Consider the following 16453-nt stretch of genomic DNA (forward strand, 5'->3'; position numbering starts at 1 on the left):
AGGCCATGACGGACACGACACCCCACGGGTTCCGCCGCTGGCGGCGGACGCGCCCCTTCTGGGGCGGCGCGTTCGCCGTCCTCGGCGGTGCGGAGCTCATCGCGATCCCCCTCGCCCCGATGCCGCTGGTCGTGCACCAGGGCATCGCCGGAGTGGCGAGCTGGCTGATCGGCGCGCTGCTGGTCGCCGCCGGCGCGCTGATGTGGTTCCAGCCCGCGCAGCGCAGCTTCTTCGGCATCCTCGCCGTGCTGCTGTCGCTGGCGTCGTTCCTCACCTCGAACTTCGGCGGCTTCCTCGTCGGGATGCTGCTCGGCGTGCTCGGCGGGGCGCTCGGCTTCGCCTGGTCGCCGGCGCGCCCCCGCGGCCCCGGCGGGCCGGACGGGCCGGAGCCCGCGCGGCCCCGCACCGGCGGGCACGGGATCGGCGCGCACGCGGCGCCGCGCGGCGGCCGGTTCACCGCCCTCGCGCTGCCGCTGGCGCTGCCCGGCGCCCTCGGCCTGCACCTGCTGGGCGCGGCGCCGTCCCCGAGCCCGTCGGCGAGCACGTCCGCGGCCCCCACGGCCGCGCAGGCGCCCGCGCCGACCGCGAGCGCCACCCCCTCCCCCAGCACGACGCCGTCCGCCGGCGCGACCCCCGCGCCGTCGGCCACACCGTCGGCCACGCCCTCGGCCACGCCGTCGTGCCCGGACGTCCCGGCGAGCAGCTCAGGGCTGTCCCAGGACCAGGCGCGCAAGCTGCTCCAGGAGATCCAGTCCGCCAAGGACCCGTCCGCGTGCCTGAAGGCCGGCGGGCAGGCCTCCGCCAAGGCCGCCGCGCCCGGCTCCCGCGTCTACAGCGACGCCGGGACGCTCCGGGCGAGCTCGCTGACGATGTCGGGCCTCAGCTACGACGGCGTCGCGTCGCTGCCCTCGGCGTCCGGCACCGTCAAGGCGCTGAAGTTCAGCATGTCCAAGGCCGTCCTGAAGGACGTCGACCAGACCGCCGTGCACGGCGGCGTCACCAACCGGATCAAGACCGGCTCCCTCACCCTCACCGGCGACGTCGTCATGTACACGACGAAGATGTCGTCGAAGCTGCTCGGCATCCCGCTGACCTTCACCCCGGAGCAGCCGCCGCCGCTCACCCTGCCGTTCATGGTGATGACGGACGTGGTGTCCGAGCAGCCGTCCGTGACGGCGAACGGCGCGCAGATCAGCGGCCTCGGCATCACGACCTGACGCGCCGCCGCGGGCGCGCCTGAGGGGCGGACGCTAGGGCAGCACCAGGCTCACGACGGCCATGGTGGCCGTGTGGCCGGGCCCCGCGAAGCCGAGCGCGTCGACGTGGAGCTTGCGGCGCAGGATGAACGCGCCGAGCAGCACCGCCGCCACGACCAGCACCACCGCGACCACGATGATCAGGATCGTCTTGCGGCGCTCCGCCTGCCGGACGTCGTGGACGGGCGGCGGGGGCGGCTGCTGCCAGTTCGCGAAATGCTGCGGCTGCTCCCACGGCGGCGGCGTCTGCGGCACATGCGGCTGCGCGTGCTGCGGCTGCGCGTGCTGGGGCTGCGCGTGCTGCGGCTGCCCGTGCTGGGTGGGCGGGCGCTGCTGCGGAGGCGGCGCCCACTCGGTCTCCAGGAGCGTCCGCTCCTCCTGCTCCGGGCCGCGCTGCGACGGGTAGGGGTCGCGCCCGCTGTTCGGGCCCGGGCCCGGATCGCGGCGGGTGACCGGATCCAGCTCCTCGGGGTCGAGCACGGTCTCGGACGCGTCGTCGCCGCCGTAGTAGCGCGGCGGGCCGTCCATCACCGTGTCGTCGGCGCCGGTCACGGGCGGCGGCGGCGCCGTCGCGACCTGCGTCAGCAGCGGCTGCGCCTGCGACGCCGTCATCCGGTTCACCGGCTCGCGCGCCAGCAGCCCGTCCAGGACGCGGGCGAGCGGCCCCGCGTTGCGCGCCGGCGGGACCGGCTCGGACAGCGCGGCCTGCAGCGACGCCATCGCGTCCGGACGCTCGTACGGGGAGCGCCCCTCGACCGCCGCGTACATCGTCGCGCCGAGCGCCCACAGGTCGGACGCCGGGACCGCGCGCTCGCCCTGCGCGCGCTCCGGCGGGATGTACGCGGGCGACCCCATGACCAGGCCCGTCTGGGTGAGGGTCGCGTCGCCCTCCACCTGCGCGATGCCGAAGTCGGTGAGCACGACCCGGCCCGAGTCGGTGATCAGCACGTTGCTCGGCTTGACGTCGCGGTGCAGGATCCCCTTCTCGTGCGCGTGCCGCAGCGCGCCGAGCATCTGCAGCCCGATCTCGGCGACCCGGCGGTGCTCCAGCGGCCCCCGGTCCAGCAGGTCCTGCAGGGACGGGGCGAGGACCAGCTCCATCACGATCCACGGCCGGTCGGACTCCTCGACCACGTCGTGGACGGTCACCACGCCCGGATGGTTCAGCCGCGCCGACGCCCGCGCCTCGCGGAACGTCCGCTCGTACAGGACGGCGCGCTCGGCGTCGTCCAGCCCCGGCGGGAGGACGACCTCCTTGACCGCGACCTCGCGGTCGAGCATGACGTCGAAGGCGCGCCACACGGTGCCCATCCCGCCGCGGCCGACCACCGAGTCCAGCCGGTAGCGGTTGCCGAGCAGACGTGCCTGTGCCATCTCTTCCTGGTCCCCCCGGTGATCATCCCGCCCCTGAGGGAAGGAACGTGCTGAGCACATTCTTCACGAGATGCTCTTTCGCGTCCCACTGGGACGAGGGTAGCGCCACCACGACGGCATATGCCTGGCCGTTCACGATCACGCCGCGGTCGAGGGCGCGGGTCATGCCGACGGAGCGCGACCAGGTGAACTCGATGTCGGCGGCCCGGTTGGTTCCGACGCTGGACTGCCTGATCTCCCCGACCTGCCGGAAGTCCTTCAGCATGCCGTCGTTGATCGCCTGCTGCTTCCAGGTCTGCCAGTGCACGAACGGGTCGCCGGTCCACTGGGTCTTGTCGACCTGGACGTAGGCGTGGGTGACGGGGTCGGTCCACACGACGCCGCGGCTCGTCGACGACCGCTGCCATCCGCGCGGCACACCGATCGTGTAGCCGGGGCCGGTCGCCCGGACGAGGTTCGCGGGCCAGGTGGGGGCCGTCGGCGTCGGCCGCTGCGTCGCGGGCGAGGACGTCGCGGGGTTGCTCGTGCCCCCGGCGGCGGGCTGCCCCTTCGACGCGTCCGCCTTGGGACCGGAGCCGTCGTGCGGCCAGAAGATCAGCACGGCCGCCGCGACCGCGGCGGCCAGGACGACCGACCCGGCGAGGATCGGCAGCACCGGCGACCGGCGCTTCGGCTGGACGCCCATCGTGCCGGGGCCGCCCGGCATCGGCGCCCACTGCTGCTGCCCGTTCGTCCCCGGCGGGTAGTGCGCCGTCATGTCCGGCACGGGCGGCGGGATGGGCGCGGACCGCGTCGGCCCCGTCCCGAGGCCGGCGGACGCCCCCGCGCCGTCGGCGACCGTGGCGTGGCTCCACGCGAGCTGCGCGGCGGCCTGGTCCAGGGCGTGCCCCGACGCGACCGCGGTGAGCGCCTCCTCGGCGGCCTCCGCGCTCATCCGCCGGACCGGGTCGCGCTCCAGCAGCCCGAGCAGCACCGGCTCCAGCGGCCCCGCGTTCTTCGGCGGCGGCACCTCCTGCGTCATGACCGCCGCCAGCACCGCCATCGCGTCGCTGCGGTGGTGCGGCGCCCTGCCCTCGCACGCGGCGTACAGGGTCGCGCCGAGCGCCCACAGGTCCGACGCCGGGATCGCCCGGTCGCCGTTGACCCGCTCCGGCGACATGTACGCCGGCGACCCCATGATCAGCCCGGTGCCGGTCAGCGTCGCGTCGCCCGCCATCTGCGCGATGCCGAAGTCGGTGAGCACCGCACGGTCGTCCTCCGTGACCAGCACGTTCGCGGGCTTGACGTCGCGGTGCAGGATGCCGATCGCGTGCGCGGCGCGCAGCGCCCCCACGATCTGCCGGCCGACCGCCGCGACCCGCCCGGGCGGCAGCGGGCCGTCCTCGTCCAGGACGTCCTGGAGCGAGCGCGCCTGGACCAGCTCCATGACGATCCACGGCCGGTCGTCCTCGTCCACGACGTCGTGTACGGTCACGACGCCCGGATGGTTCAGCCGCGCCGACGCGCGCGCCTCGCGCAGGGTCCGCTGGTGCCGGTTGTGGCGCTCCTCGTCGCTCAGCCCGGACGGCAGCAGCACCTCCTTGACCGCGACCTCCCGGTCGAGGGTCTCGTCGAGGGCCCGCCAGACGGTGCCCATGCCGCCGCGCCCCACCACCGACAGCAGCCGGTAGCGCCCCGCGAGCAGACGGTCTTCCACCATCACCCCTCCGCCGGCTTGAAGTACTGGTACACCGGCTGCAACTCGGCGAACGTCTTGTCCCAGGCGTCCTGGGGGGCGCGCAGCAGGATCGCGTAGCCGTGCCCGTTCGTGACGAACCCCCGGTTCAGGATGTGGATCCGGCCGCCGTCGCCGTCGAAGGTGAACTCCCAGTCCGCCGACCTGTCGCCGTTGCCGGTGTCGGGGACTGGCGGGTGGTCGCCGGTCGGCGCGATCGTGAGCTTCTTGTAGCCGGGGAAGCCCGCATGGGCCGCTTGCCGCCGCCAGTCGCCGATGGCGCTCTTGCCGGGGCTGTCGGTCTGGTCGATCTGCACGTAGGTCCGCCGGTCCGGGGCGTAGAAGTAGTCGCTGGTGCCCTTGTGCTCGGGGCCGCTCCAGCCGTCCGGGATCATGACCGAGTAGCCGGAGCCGTCCTTGTGGGGGTGGAAGCCGGCGGGCGGCGCCGCGCTCGACGAGGCCGAGGGGCTCGCCGACGTCGCGGACGCGGACGGGTGCCCGGTCGCGGGCGGCGCCCCGGCGTTCTTCTTCGGCTTGCCGCCGTCGCCGGAGCTCGCCCACGCGATCCCGGCGATCACCACGATCACGAGCAGCACCAGCGCCGCGACGATCAGCACGTTCCGGTTGGAGGCCAGCGCGGGCCGCCCGGACGGGGCCGTCGGGCCGCCGGGCGGCGGGCTCTCGGCCGGCCGGGTCTCGGGACCCGCCGGCCACGACTCGACCCGGTTCGGGTCGGCCCGCGCGGTGGCGCCCGCCGGGACGTCGAACCGGGTCAGCTGGTCGGGACGCGCGTCCGGGGACTCGGCGTGCGGCGCGGCCACGCCCTGGCCGCTCCCGCCCCGGCCGGCGCCGCCCGGGCCGCCCACCCACGGCGCGGCCCGCGTCGCGCCCGGCGCCGGATCGGGCTCCGGCTCCTGGTAGGGGTCGGGCATGGTGCTGCCGGGGGCGCCGCCGGGCGCCTCCTCCACCGGGTACTCGACGGCCATCGTCCGCTGCGTGTCGATGGTCTCCTGCCGGACGATGTCGTCCAGCAGCGCGCCGGCCTCGATCGCCTCCATCCGCTGGTCGGGGTTCTTGCGCAGCAGTCCCTCGATCACCGGGGTCAGCCGGCCGCCCTTCTCCGGCGGGTCCGGCTCGTCGGAGATCACCGCGACCAGCGCGGCCATCGGCTCGGAGCGCTCGAACGGCGACTTGCCGTGCAGCATCGCGTACAGGGTGACGCCCAGCGACCACAGGTCGGAGGCGGGGCCCGCGGTGCGGCCGCGGGCCCGCTCGGGAGCGATGTAGGCGGGCGAGCCCATGACCAGGCCCGTCTGGGTGAGGGTCGCGTCGCCGGACGCGGTGGCGATGCCGAAGTCGGTGAGCACGGCGCGCTCGCCCATCCGGCCGGTCCCGGTGATCAGCACGTTGCTCGGCTTGACGTCGCGGTGCAGCACCCCGGCCTGGTGCGCGGCGTGCAGCGCGGCCAGCATCTGGCGGCCGATCTCCGCGGCGCGGCGCGGCTCCAGCGGCCCGTCCTGCTTGATCACCTGGTCCAGCGAGCGGGCCTTGATCAGCTCCATGATGATCCAGGGCCGGCCGTCCTCCTCCACGACGTCGTACACGGTGACGACGCCGGGATGTCCGAGCCGGGCCGCGGTGCGCGCCTCACGGAACGTACGCTTATGGTGGACAGCGCGTTCCTCGTCGGTGAGGCCGTGCGGCAGGATGACCTCCTTCACCGCGACGTCTCTGCCGAGGACCTCATCGTGTGCCTGCCAGACCGTCCCCATGCCGCCTCGGCCCACCTGGGTCACCAGGCGGTAGCGGCGGGCGAGCAACCGCTCACCGGTGGTCTCATTTGGCATATCCGCGACCATATCGACTTTTGCTGACAACCTTGGATCGAGCTTGCAAGCGACATCCCCCCACCCGTACGACGTCCGGCGCCGCGCCGAGGTTCGCCAGCGGGCGGGCGGGCCCGGACGGGAGCGTGGTGCGTGTGACACCCGGTATGAATAAGCCCGGTACGACCAACAGGGCCACGCACGGCGACGGGGGGACCATGGCGGAGAAGGGCCTACTGGGCGAATGGCGCCGCCTGCTGCAGGCCGCGCCGACCATCTTCTTCTGGTACACCCGTCTCTCCGGGATCCTCTCGCTCCTTGCCTGGGTCTCCTATGGTCTCATCCTCGAGATAGCCGATATCTGGGCCCTGCGATGGATCGGCTACCTCGGCTGGTTCCCCAGCGTGCCCATCGGCATGCTCTGGATCCTGCTCTCCATGGGCATCCGCCGGCGCAAGAAGGCCGCCTGGCGGATCCTCGTGCTGATCTTCTGCCTGCCCGCCGCGGTCGGCGTCAGCACCGTCCTGACGACCCTGTTCGACCCGTCCGAGCCCACCTCCATCGGGCAGATCGTCACCGCCGGCGTGTACCTGGCCGTCCTCGCCCTGCTGGTCTCCGCCCGCGGCCAGTTCACCACGCTGCCCGACCGCGCCAACCGGCGGCTCGCCGCCCTCGTCTTCACCAGCCTGCTGGTCGTGACCTGCGGGATCGGCACGTTCCTGGTCACCCTCACCGACAAGAACCCCAAGGGCGGCTTCTGGACGCACCCGTTCTACGCGGTCCTGCAGACCGTCCTCGGGCCGCGCGTCACCGGCAAGCCGATCGACGTGTCCGTGCCGTTCTGGGTCGACGCGATCCTGTGGGTGCTCGGCACCGGCCTGATGATCGCCACGTTCTGGGCGCTGTTCAAGCCGGGCCGCCGCGACCCCGTCCTCAGCCCGCCCGAGGAGCTCGCGGCGCGCCGCCTGCTCGCCGAGTACGGCGAGCAGGACTCCCTCGGCTACTTCGCGCTGCGCCGCGACAAGGACGTGATGGTCGCGCCGAACGGCAAGGCCGCCATCGCCTACCGGGTCGAGGGTTCTGTCTCCCTCGCCAGCGGCGACCCGCTCGGCGACCCCGAGTCGTGGGACCAGGCGATCGAGGCGTGGCTGGAGGAGTGCCGCGAGCACGCCTGGATCCCCGGCGCCGTCAGCGTCGGCGAGCGCGGCGCCCACGTCTACAAGCGGCACGGGTTCGACGCCCTGGAGCTCGGCGACGAGGCGATCGTCGACCTCACCGAGTTCAACCTGGACGGCCGGGAGATGCGGCAGGTCCGGCAGGCCGTCCGGCGGGTCGAGCGGGCCGGGTACACGATCCGGATCCGCCGCCACGCGCAGATCCCCGCCTGGGAGATGGCCAAGCTGATCCGCAGCGCCGACGCCTGGCGCGGCGAGGAGACCGAGCGCGGCTTCTCCATGGCGCTCGGCCGGCTCGGCGACCCGACCGACGGCCGCTGCGTGATGGTCGAGGCGTTCGACGCGAACGGGGAGCTGCGCGGCCTGCTCAGCTTCGTCCCGTGGGGCCGCAGCGGGCTCTCCCTCGACCTGATGCGCCGCGACCGGGCCGCGGAGAACGGCCTCAACGAGTACATGGTCGCCAAGCTCGCCGAGAAGGCCGCCGCGGTCGGCGCGCAGCACCTGTCGCTGAACTTCGCGATGCTGCGCTCGGCGTTCGAGCGCGGCTCCCAGATCGGCGCGGGGCCCGTCTCGCGGATCTACTACCGGTTCCTGTCGTTCGCGTCGAAGTTCTGGCAGCTGGAGTCGCTGTACCTGTCGAACGCCAAGTACCTGCCGCACTGGCGGCCCCGCTACATCTGCTACACCCAGGGCCGGCACATCATCCGGCTCGGGCTCGCCTACGCCCGCGCCGAAGGGTTCCTGCCGAACCTGAACCGCCCCAAACTGGACCGTGCCGCCGCCATCGTCCCGTCCCCCGACCTGGTCGAGGAGATCCGCCGGATCGAGGAGGCCGCCGACGCCGCCCGCGCCCCGCACCGCCGGCTGTCGGAGCAGGAGCGGGTCCGGCACGCCAAGCTCGACCAGATCCGCGCCGCCGGGATGGAGCCGTACCCGCTCGGGTTCGACCGCGCCGACTTCGCCGCCGGGATCCGCGAGCGGTTCGCCGGCCTCGCCCCCGACGCCCGCACCGGCGAGCGGGTCGCGGTCGCCGGGCGCGTCGTGCTGGCCCGCGAGCACGGCAGGCTGATCTTCGTGACGCTGCGGGACGAGACCGCCGACCTGCAGGTCATGCTGACCGCCGACGCGCTCGGCGCGGAGTCGCTCAAGCAGTGGAAGGCGCTGGTCGACCTCGGCGACCAGGTCGGCGTCCGCGGCGAGGTCGTCACGTCCCGGCGCGGCGAGCTGTCGGTGCTCGCGTCCTGCTGGCAGCTGACCGCCAAGTGCCTGCGGCCGCTGCCGAACAAGCGGACCGGCCTGTCCGACCCGGAGGCCCGCGTCCGGCAGCGCTACGTCGACTTCATCGTCAACGACGAGGCGCGGCGGATGCTGCGGATGCGCGGCGACGCGATCGCCGCCGTCCGCGACCGGCTCCGCGCCGGCGGGTTCCTCGAGGTCGAGACGCCGATGCTGCAGCCCGTCCACGGCGGCGCGACCGCCCGCCCGTTCACCACCCGCATCAACGCCTACAACATGCAGCTGTACCTGCGGATCGCCCCGGAGCTGTACCTCAAGCGGCTGCTCGTCGGCGGCGTCGGGCGGGTCTTCGAGCTGAACCGCAACTTCCGCAACGAGGGCGTGTCGCAGAAGCACAACCCCGAGTTCACGATGCTGGAGGCGTACGAGCCGTACGGCGACTACGACACGATGGCCGAGCTGACCCGCTCCCTCGTCGTGGACGCCGCGAACGCCGCGCTCGGCACCACCGTCGTCGTCCGCGACGGCGTCGAGTACGACCTGGCCGAGCCGTGGCACGAGATCACCGTGTACGAGTCGCTGTCCAAGGCGCTCGGCGAGGAGGTCACGCCGGACACGCCGGTGCCGGCGGTGCAGGCGCACGCCGAGCGGATCGGGCTGAACTTCGACCCGGCCTGGGGGCAGGGGAAGATCGTCCAGGAGCTGTTCGAGGCGCTGGTCGAGGAGCAGCTCACCGTGCCGACGTTCGTCCGCGACTACCCGGCCGAGACCTCCCCGCTGACCCGCCCGCACCGCGACGACCCGCGGCTCGCGGAGAAGTGGGACCTGATCGTCTTCGGCATGGAGCTCGGCACCGCCTACTCCGAGCTGATCGACCCGATCCTGCAGCGGCAGCGGCTCACCGAGCAGTCCCTGCAGGCCGCCGGCGGCGACCCCGAGGCGATGGAGCTGGACGAGGACTTCCTGCGCGCCCTGGAGTACGCGATGCCCCCGGCGGGCGGCATGGGCATGGGCATCGACCGGCTGCTGATCACCCTCACCGGCCGCAGCATCCGCGAGACGATCCCGTTCCCGCTGGTCCGGCCCGGCTACTGACCTTCTGCCGGCTACCGGCCTTCTAGAGGCCGCCGGCCTTCTAGAGGACGCGGGGGCCGGGCCGCAGGCCCTGCTCGGCGAGCCAGCGGCGCGCCCGTCCCCGGCGCTCCTCCTCCGGTGCGCCCGCCGGCGCGCCCGGCGGGATGGGGAGGTGGCGGCCCTCGTCGTCGGACGGTTCGCCGGGTGCGAGGACGTCGCCGCGGTCCAGGTCGAGCAGCCAGAGGCCGTCCGCCGGGGCGGCCTCCAGCGCCTCCGCGACCGCGCCCAGGTCGGCGGGCAGCACCTCCAGGCCGGACGGACGGCCGTCGAGGGCGGCGGCGAGTTCGGCCGCCAGCTCGGCGTCACCGGGCAGGCCGCGGGCGTCCAGCTCCTCGCGGCACGCGCGGGCCGCCGCGTCGGCGCCGTCGAGGGACTCGGCGAGCGCCGCGACCAGCACGTCCCCCGCGTACTGCAGCACCGGGCCGAGCGGGCGCCCGGCCAGCAGCGCCAGCCCCGCGCGGGCGTCGCCGCGCGCCACCGCCGCCCGGAGCCCCGCCAGCGCGTCCTCGTCCCACCCCGTCACAGGGACCTTTGTACAGACAACCCACGACCGAATACGGCGAGTGGCGGAAAATCCCACTTCAGCGCCGCGCGGCGAGCCCGTCCATCACCAGTTCCAGCAGGTGGTCGCGGCGCGCGGCGAGGGACGGCGCCGTGTCGGCGATCGACCCGACGGCGCCCAGCAGCGCGAACACGTCGGTCTCGTCCACGTCCGGGCGGACGTCCCCGGACTCCTGCGCGCGCCGGAGCAGGTCCGCGCCCGCCGCCCGCATGCGCCCGCACGAGGCGTGCAGCGCGGTGGTGTCGTCCTCGATCGTGGCGACCAGGGACGCGGCGAGGCCGCGGTAGACGGCGAGGCCGGTGGCGAACTCGCGCAGCCAGGCGGCCAGCGCCTCCCCGGGCGGGTGCGCGCCGCGCAGCGCGGCGGCGCGCTCCGCGAGCCGGTCGAACCGCCCGCCGAGCAGCGCTTCGAGGAGCTCCTCGCGGGTCGCGAAGTGCCGGTAGAGCGTGCCCATCCCGACCTCGGCGCGGCGCGCGATGTCGCGCAGCGACGCCTGGGTCCCCTGCTCGGCCACGACCTCGGCGGCCACGTCCAGGATGCGCTCCCGGTTCCGCTGGGCGTCGGCCCGCAGCGCACGCGTCATGTGCGGCATCCTAGTGGGCGTTGACAATCGGAGCACTGCTCCGGTTACTATTCCGGAGCACTGCTCCACTTTACTTCCGGAGGTTCACCGTGAAGGCCATCCGCGCGCACGGACCCGGCGACCCCGGCGTCCTCGTCCTGGACGAGGTCCCCGTCCCCGAGCCCGGCCCCGGCGACGTCCTCATCCGCGTCCACGCCGCCTGCCTCAACCCGCCCGACTGGTACGCCCGCCGCGACTTCGCGATGTTCCCCGACGACCTCTTCCCCGCCGGGGGCCGCCCGCGCGTCCGGTTCCCCTGGACGCCCGGCTCCGACGCGTCCGGCGTCGTCGCCGCCGTCGGCCCCGGCGTCACCGGGTTCGCGGTCGGCGACGAGGTCTTCGGACTCATCCGCTTCCCCAGCGTGGACGACGGCGGACGCGCCTACGCCGAGTACACCACCGCGCCCGCCGCGCACCTCGCCCGCAAGCCCCCGTCCGTCGACCACATCCAGGCCGCCGCCGTCCCCATGGCCGGGCTGACCGCCTACCAGTACCTCTTCGACCACGTCCGGCTGCCCGCCGGGCAGAAGGTCCTCGTCAACGGCGCCGCCGGCGGGGTCGGCCACTTCGCCCTCCAGCTCGCCAAGACCCGCGGCGCCCACGTCATCGCCGTCGCCTCGTCCCGGCACGAGGAGTTCCTCCGCGACCTCGGCGCCGACGAGTACGTCGACTACACCGCCACCGCCGCCGAGGAAACCGTCCGCGACGCCGACCTCGTCATCGACACCGTCGGCGGCCCGGACGCCCACCGCTTCCTCGCGACCGTCAGGGACGGCGGGACGATCAGCCCCGTGTTCCACGGCGACTACCACCGCGAGGAGGCCGCCCGCCGCGGCATCGGGTTCCGCGGCGGCCAGGTCCACTCCGACGGCGCGCAGATGGCCGAGCTCGCCGCCCTCCTCGCCGACGGCTCGCTCCGCGCGGGCATCGACTCCGTCTACGACCTGGCCGACGCCGCGAAGGCGCACGAGCGCGGCGAACGCGGCCACATCCAGGGAAAGATCGTCCTGTCGGTGGCCTGACCCCCCGGTTACGCTCGCCCGATGGAGATCATCGAGGGCGCCGGCGCCTGGACCACGTCCGGCGCCGGCGACTGGGCCGAGCACCTGCGCACCCCGGACCTGTCCGTCGGAACGTACTGCATCCCCGCCGGCGGCACCGACGGGCAGAGCCCCCATACCGAGGACGAGATCTACGTCGTCACCGCCGGCCGCGCCAGGATCGTCACCCCGGACGCCACCGCCGACGTCGGACCCGGCACGGTCGTCTTCGTCCCGGCGGGCGAGGAGCATCGCTTCACCGACGTCACCGAGGACCTCGCGCTCCTCGTGGTGTTCGGCCCCGCGTACGGCTCCCGCGCCCGCTGACCGGCCCGCGCCGCTACCCGGCCGACTCCTCCCGGTAGGCCTCCACCGCGTACCGCAGCCGCGCGCCGACCAGCAGCGCCTCGTCCTCCGGGCAGGCCAGCAGCCGGCTCACCAGATCGACGAGCTGGTCGTCGCTGAGGTCGGGCTCGTGCTCGGCGACCCGCGCGACGATCTCGATCAGCTCGGGGCGCTTGTACGTCGCGATCGACCGCCCCCGCCGGATCCGCGGCGACTTCCCCTTCCCGCGCGGACGCTCCGCCCCGGGCGGCGAAGGATGCGCGCCGCCGTCCGGGCGCGGCCCCGGCACCCCCTCTGCAGGGACGTCGGGCCGCCGCGCTTGCGCAGGCGGCGCCGCCTGCTCAGCCTTGCGCTCGCCCGGCGCACGCTCCAGCGGCGTCCAATGCGGATCGTCGCCGCGTCCTGCACCACGCTCAGGGAGGCGCTGCTCGGGCGGGCGCGCGCCTGTCGCCGGGATGCGGCGCGGGTCGTTGCTCGGGCGCTCACCCGGCGCACGCTCCTGCCGGACGTCAGGACGCCTTTCGGCGGCAGGCGGCCCTGGCTGCTCGGGCAAGCGGCCGCTGGGCGCACGGTCCACCCGCGTCTGAAGCGGATCGTCGCCGCGACCCGGACCAGCCGTCCCGCCCTCCTCGGGGGTGGGGCGGGCGTGGCGGGCGGGCGGCGGAGGGGCCGCGGGGACGCTGGGGGCGTCGGCCTTGGGACGGGCGTGGCGGCCGGGGTGCTGCTCCGGCTCGGGAGGGGGCGCCAGAAGGCCGAACAGGGACGCGGTGGGGGTGACGATGTCGTGGAGGGACGCGGGCAGCGGGGTCGCGGGCGGCGGGCCCTCCGGCGCGGGCAGGCCGGGCCCGGCCGGGCCGACGAGGATGGTGCGGGGCGCGAACCAGAGCAGGAAGAGCGCCTCGGCGCCCGCGTCCTGCTCGCCGTCCACGATGACGGCGTCGAAGGCGTCCGGGCGGGGCGGGACCACGTCGGGGATGCGCCACAGCGGGACGAGCCACGCGGGGACGGTGTCGAGCGGCGAGGCGGACGCCGGGGGCAGGGCCGCGCGGACGGCCGTCCAGGCGCGGGCGGAGGCGAGCGCGGCGCTGGAGGTGCGGAGGCGCTCCTCGGCGGCGTTCAGGGACGCGCGGAGGCGCTGCTCCGTCGGGGAGAGGGCGGTCTCGGCGAGGCGGCCGGACGCGCGGGCCCACGCCCAGGCGTCGTCCCAGTGGCGGGTGCGGTCGTGCCAGGCCTCGTCGCCGTCGGTGGCGAGGAGCAGGTGGGCGAGGTCGGGGTGGACGGCGCGGACGCGGTCGAGGAGCTCCTCGCAGCGCAGCTGGAGGGCGCGCTCGTGGCGGGCCTCGGCGAGGGCGCCGAGGCAGCGGCCGTAGGCGTCGGCGTCGCGGGCGTCGATGGCGGCGCGGGCGGCGGTGAGCTCGGGCGGCGCGCCGGGCCCCGCGGGGCCGATGGAGTCGCGGAGCGCGTCGAGATCGGCGGCGGCGCGGTTGACGCCGAGGCCCTCGAGGGCGCTCTCCAGCGCGGCGACGTAGCCGTGCCATTGCAGCGGATGGCCGAGCTGGACGGCGATGCCGGCGCGGTCGAGGAGGTCCTGGGTCTCGTCGACGTACGGGACGGCCTGGTGGACGCGGTCGAGCCGGGCGTGCGCGCGGACGAACCGGGCGACGCGGTCGGCGGGCGGGAGGTCGGCGGGGAAGGAGATGCCGGCGGCCTCCCAGACGTACTGCAGCTCCTGGCAGGTCATCCGGATCATGAGGTCGGTGAAGACCGCTTCGAGGGCCTCGGCGGTGGCGGGCGGCTCGCCGTCGACGGTGATGCCGGCGAGGAGCGCGTCGGCCTGCTTCTGCGCGGCGGACCGCAGCGGCCCGCGCTTGAGGGTGCCGCCGTCGGCGAGGTGGTTGCGCAGGTCCTGGGCGGCGGACGCGAGGCGGCGCAGGTGCAGCTCGCCGGGCGGGAGGCGGACCTGGTGGGCGCCCAGGCTCTCCAGGGCGCGCTCGGCCCAGGCGGCGCGGGCGCCCATCTCGGCGACCCGGGCCCAGACGAGCGGGCGGCGGCGGGCGAGGGCGTCGGCGAACGCGCGGACGGCGAGGTCGGCGGGGTTCCAGCCGCCGGGGTGGCCGGCGAGGCCGAGGTCGCGCAGCGCGGCGCCGACGTTGGACGCGGCGCCGTCGAGGCGGGCGAGGAGGGTGACGTCGTGGGCGCGCAGGCGGCGCGACAGGTCGGTCTCGGACCGCTGGACGCGGTCGGCGGCGGCGGCCTCCGCCTCGATGAGGGTGCGGACGTAGGGGGCGCTGGGGAGGGTGCCGGGGTCGACGTCGCGCTGGGCGGTGCGGGCCTTGCGCTCGGGGGTCTCGCCGGCGAGGAGCGCGGCGAGTTCGGCGGCCTCGGCGGCGGAGATCGGCGGGGTCGGCGGGAGGTCGGGGGCGACGGGCATCCAGGACAGGCCGGGCGCCTCGGCGCGGAGCCGCTCGGCGAGTTCCCCGCGCGCGCCCCGGTAGCCGGATCCGAGGTCGGCGACGGATCCGCTGCGCAGGTGCTCGGTCAGTTCGGCGACGTCCTGCTCGGCCTGCGCCTGCTTCTCGGCGAGGTCGGTGATGTCGGGGACGGGTGCGGCGGCGCGCGCGCGGACGGCGTCGGCGGCCTCCGCGGCGGTGGCGGGGTCGGCGACGGTGAGGGCGGCGAGGTCGGCGGGCAGAGCGGCGCGCAGCGCGGCGGACGCGGACGCGCCGGACGTGGCGACGAGGACCCGGTGGCCGCGCACCAGCAGCCCGGTGAGCAGGTCGGGGACGGTCTGCGGGGTGCGTTCGGGCACGTGCATGACCTGGGGGCGGCGGGCGGGGTCGACGAACCGGGCGAGCCCGTCGGGGACGCCGCCGGACAGCAGGCCGATCAGCCGGGTGCAGTAGTCGGCGGCGGCCTCCCGGCCGGGTGGCCGGACGACGAGGGCGGGCGCGAGCCGGAGCCGCGGGACGGGCGTGGGGCTGCCCTCGGCGGCCCAGTCCTCCCGGTAGTCGACGGTGCCGCTGATCGCGGTCGCGCACCATTTGCGCAGCACGTCGCCGACGGAGGCGGTGAGCCCGAACCCCTGCCCGGCCTGGACGGCGTCGGACACCCAGTCGGCGGGCCGGAACCCGGGCGTGCCCGCGAGGAGCTCGCGGTCGCGCAGCGCGGTGCGCCCGGCGAGGACGACGTCGATGCGCTCGGTGCGCTCGTCCAGCGCGATCCGGACGGGGGTGCCGAGGAGGTGGTCGTGGACGGGCGGCGCGCCGGGCGGGCGCCAGGCGAACAGGCCGGTGGCGAGGACGACGTCGTGGTCGGCGAGGTCGCGCAGGATCCGGTACCAGTGCCGCAGGCCGAGCCAGCCGTCGAACTCCTCCAGCACCGCGGGCGGCGTCAGCGGGATGACGGGGACGCTGAACAGCACGTCGCCGGGACCGGCGTCGGCTTCGACGTAGACGTCGCCGGGCAGGTCGGCGAGCCAGTGGACCTGCTCGTGCTCGGCGAGGTCCCGGGACGGCCGCCGCCGGGACCGCGCGAGGTCGCGCAGGTGGCCGAGCAGGCGCGCGGCGCGTTCGGCGGCCTGCGCTGCGTCCAGCGCGGGACCGGCGTCCGCGGTCCCGGCGTCCGCCGCGCCCCCGGCCGCCGCCGCGTCCCGCCGGACGCCCGCCGCCTCCCGGCCGGCGTCGCCCGCCGCCCGTCCCGGACCCTGCTCCGGCACCGCGGCTCCTTCCCCGGGGCCGCGGTGCCGCCCGCTCGCGGTGCCGCCGCCCCTGTGATGCTGTGCACCGATCTAACACCCAAGGGCGGGCCCGGTCGAGCGATTCCGATGATCTTGATCAGTGCGCGCTGACTATAGTGGGCGCGCGCGACGTGGTGGTCCTCGTCCGGCAGCATCACCCACAGCACCAGGTAGACCACGAACTGCGGGCCCGGCAGCAGGCAGGACAGCAGGGCGAGCAGCCGGACGGTCCACGGCGCCATGCCGAACCGCTGCGCCAGCCCGGCGCAGACGCCGCCGATGACCCGGCCGTGACGCGGACGATAAAGGCCGTTCATGATTCCTTCTTCCCCGATACCCTCGGTGAACGCCGGGCCTCGGCGGCCCGGGGGCCGCGGTTCTCGCGGCCACACCGTCCACGCTACGAACCGGGCATCCGGCCCCACATCCCCCT

10 protein-coding genes and 1 pseudogene are annotated in these 16453 nt (G+C 75.2%); 4 read left to right on the forward strand and 7 right to left on the reverse strand.

Annotated elements, in window-relative coordinates; translation table 11 throughout:
• The first annotated feature begins 5 nt into the window (after positions 1-5).
• Positions 6-1217: a DUF6114 domain-containing protein gene (locus tag AB0C78_RS30405; RefSeq protein ID WP_360754407.1), complete on the forward strand. Its 1212-nt coding sequence runs from the start codon at positions 6-8 to the stop codon at positions 1215-1217.
• A gap of 33 nt (positions 1218-1250) precedes the next feature.
• Here the strand turns inward: AB0C78_RS30405 and AB0C78_RS30410 are convergent, their stop codons facing one another.
• The 3 genes from AB0C78_RS30410 to AB0C78_RS30420 are packed head-to-tail and all read right to left on the reverse strand — an operon-like array spanning position 1251 to position 6191.
• Complete coding sequence (locus AB0C78_RS30410) at positions 1251-2630, reverse strand: protein kinase (protein WP_360754409.1); 1380 nt, start codon at positions 2628-2630, stop codon at positions 1251-1253.
• Between the two features lie 22 nt (positions 2631-2652).
• Positions 2653-4329, reverse strand: a complete 1677-nt coding sequence (locus AB0C78_RS30415) for a protein kinase (protein WP_360754412.1) — start codon at positions 4327-4329, stop codon at positions 2653-2655.
• Entirely contained in the window at positions 4329-6191 is a 1863-nt protein-coding gene (locus AB0C78_RS30420; RefSeq protein ID WP_360754414.1) for a protein kinase, read from the reverse strand. The genes AB0C78_RS30415 and AB0C78_RS30420 overlap by 1 nt, the downstream gene beginning before the upstream one ends.
• A 197-nt stretch (positions 6192-6388) precedes the next feature.
• Between AB0C78_RS30420 and lysX the strand changes: the two genes are divergently transcribed.
• Entirely contained in the window at positions 6389-9676 is a 3288-nt protein-coding gene (gene lysX, locus AB0C78_RS30425; protein ID WP_360754417.1) for a bifunctional lysylphosphatidylglycerol synthetase/lysine--tRNA ligase LysX, read from the forward strand.
• A gap of 40 nt (positions 9677-9716) precedes the next feature.
• Here the strand turns inward: lysX and AB0C78_RS30430 are convergent, their stop codons facing one another.
• Positions 9717-10238: a hypothetical protein gene (locus tag AB0C78_RS30430; RefSeq protein ID WP_360754419.1), complete on the reverse strand. Its 522-nt coding sequence runs from the start codon at positions 10236-10238 to the stop codon at positions 9717-9719.
• A gap of 58 nt (positions 10239-10296) precedes the next feature.
• The gene (locus AB0C78_RS30435) at positions 10297-10860 is read right to left on the reverse strand and encodes a helix-turn-helix domain-containing protein (RefSeq protein ID WP_360754421.1); all 564 of its coding nucleotides are present in this window, start codon (positions 10858-10860) and stop codon (positions 10297-10299) included.
• Between the two features lie 89 nt (positions 10861-10949).
• On the opposite strand from AB0C78_RS30435, the gene AB0C78_RS30440 reads away from it, so the two are divergent.
• Together AB0C78_RS30440 and AB0C78_RS30445 are read left to right on the forward strand one after the other, a co-directional pair.
• Positions 10950-11921 (forward strand): NADP-dependent oxidoreductase, encoded by a 972-nt coding sequence (locus tag AB0C78_RS30440; RefSeq protein ID WP_360754424.1) that lies wholly within the window; start codon positions 10950-10952, stop codon positions 11919-11921.
• Positions 11922-11942: 21 nt separating this feature from the next.
• Positions 11943-12266 carry a cupin domain-containing protein gene (locus tag AB0C78_RS30445; protein ID WP_360754427.1) on the forward strand — a complete coding sequence of 108 codons (324 nt, stop codon included), beginning with the start codon at positions 11943-11945 and terminating at the stop codon, positions 12264-12266.
• Between the two features lie 13 nt (positions 12267-12279).
• Here the strand turns inward: AB0C78_RS30445 and AB0C78_RS30450 are convergent, their stop codons facing one another.
• Together AB0C78_RS30450 and AB0C78_RS30455 are read right to left on the reverse strand one after the other, a co-directional pair.
• Positions 12280-15999 (reverse strand): hypothetical protein, encoded by a 3720-nt coding sequence (locus AB0C78_RS30450; protein ID WP_360754430.1) that lies wholly within the window; start codon positions 15997-15999, stop codon positions 12280-12282.
• A gap of 173 nt (positions 16000-16172) precedes the next feature.
• Positions 16173-16337, reverse strand: a pseudogene (locus tag AB0C78_RS30455) (PspC domain-containing protein); the annotation flags it as partial.
• Positions 16338-16453: the final 116 nt, after the last annotated feature.

Origin of the sequence: Actinomadura sp. NPDC048394, from assembly GCF_040651755.1 — a bacterium.
In the GTDB taxonomy this organism is placed as follows: Bacteria; Actinomycetota; Actinomycetes; order Streptosporangiales; family Streptosporangiaceae; genus Spirillospora; species Spirillospora montaniterrae.

Excerpts from the sequence above, each read along its gene's own strand:
- AB0C78_RS30420 (WP_360754414.1), bottom strand. The coding sequence starts at position 6,191 with ATGCCAAATGAGACCACCGGTGAGCGGTTGCTCGCCCGCCGCTACCGC.
- lysX (WP_360754417.1), top strand. The coding sequence starts at position 6,389 with ATGGCGGAGAAGGGCCTACTGGGCGAATGGCGCCGCCTGCTGCAGGCC.
- AB0C78_RS30445 (WP_360754427.1), top strand. The coding sequence starts at position 11,943 with ATGGAGATCATCGAGGGCGCCGGCGCCTGGACCACGTCCGGCGCCGGC.
- AB0C78_RS30435 (WP_360754421.1), bottom strand. The coding sequence starts at position 10,860 with ATGACGCGTGCGCTGCGGGCCGACGCCCAGCGGAACCGGGAGCGCATC.
- AB0C78_RS30410 (WP_360754409.1), bottom strand. The coding sequence starts at position 2,630 with ATGGCACAGGCACGTCTGCTCGGCAACCGCTACCGGCTGGACTCGGTG.
- AB0C78_RS30415 (WP_360754412.1), bottom strand. The coding sequence starts at position 4,329 with ATGGTGGAAGACCGTCTGCTCGCGGGGCGCTACCGGCTGCTGTCGGTG.
- AB0C78_RS30405 (WP_360754407.1), top strand. The coding sequence starts at position 6 with ATGACGGACACGACACCCCACGGGTTCCGCCGCTGGCGGCGGACGCGC.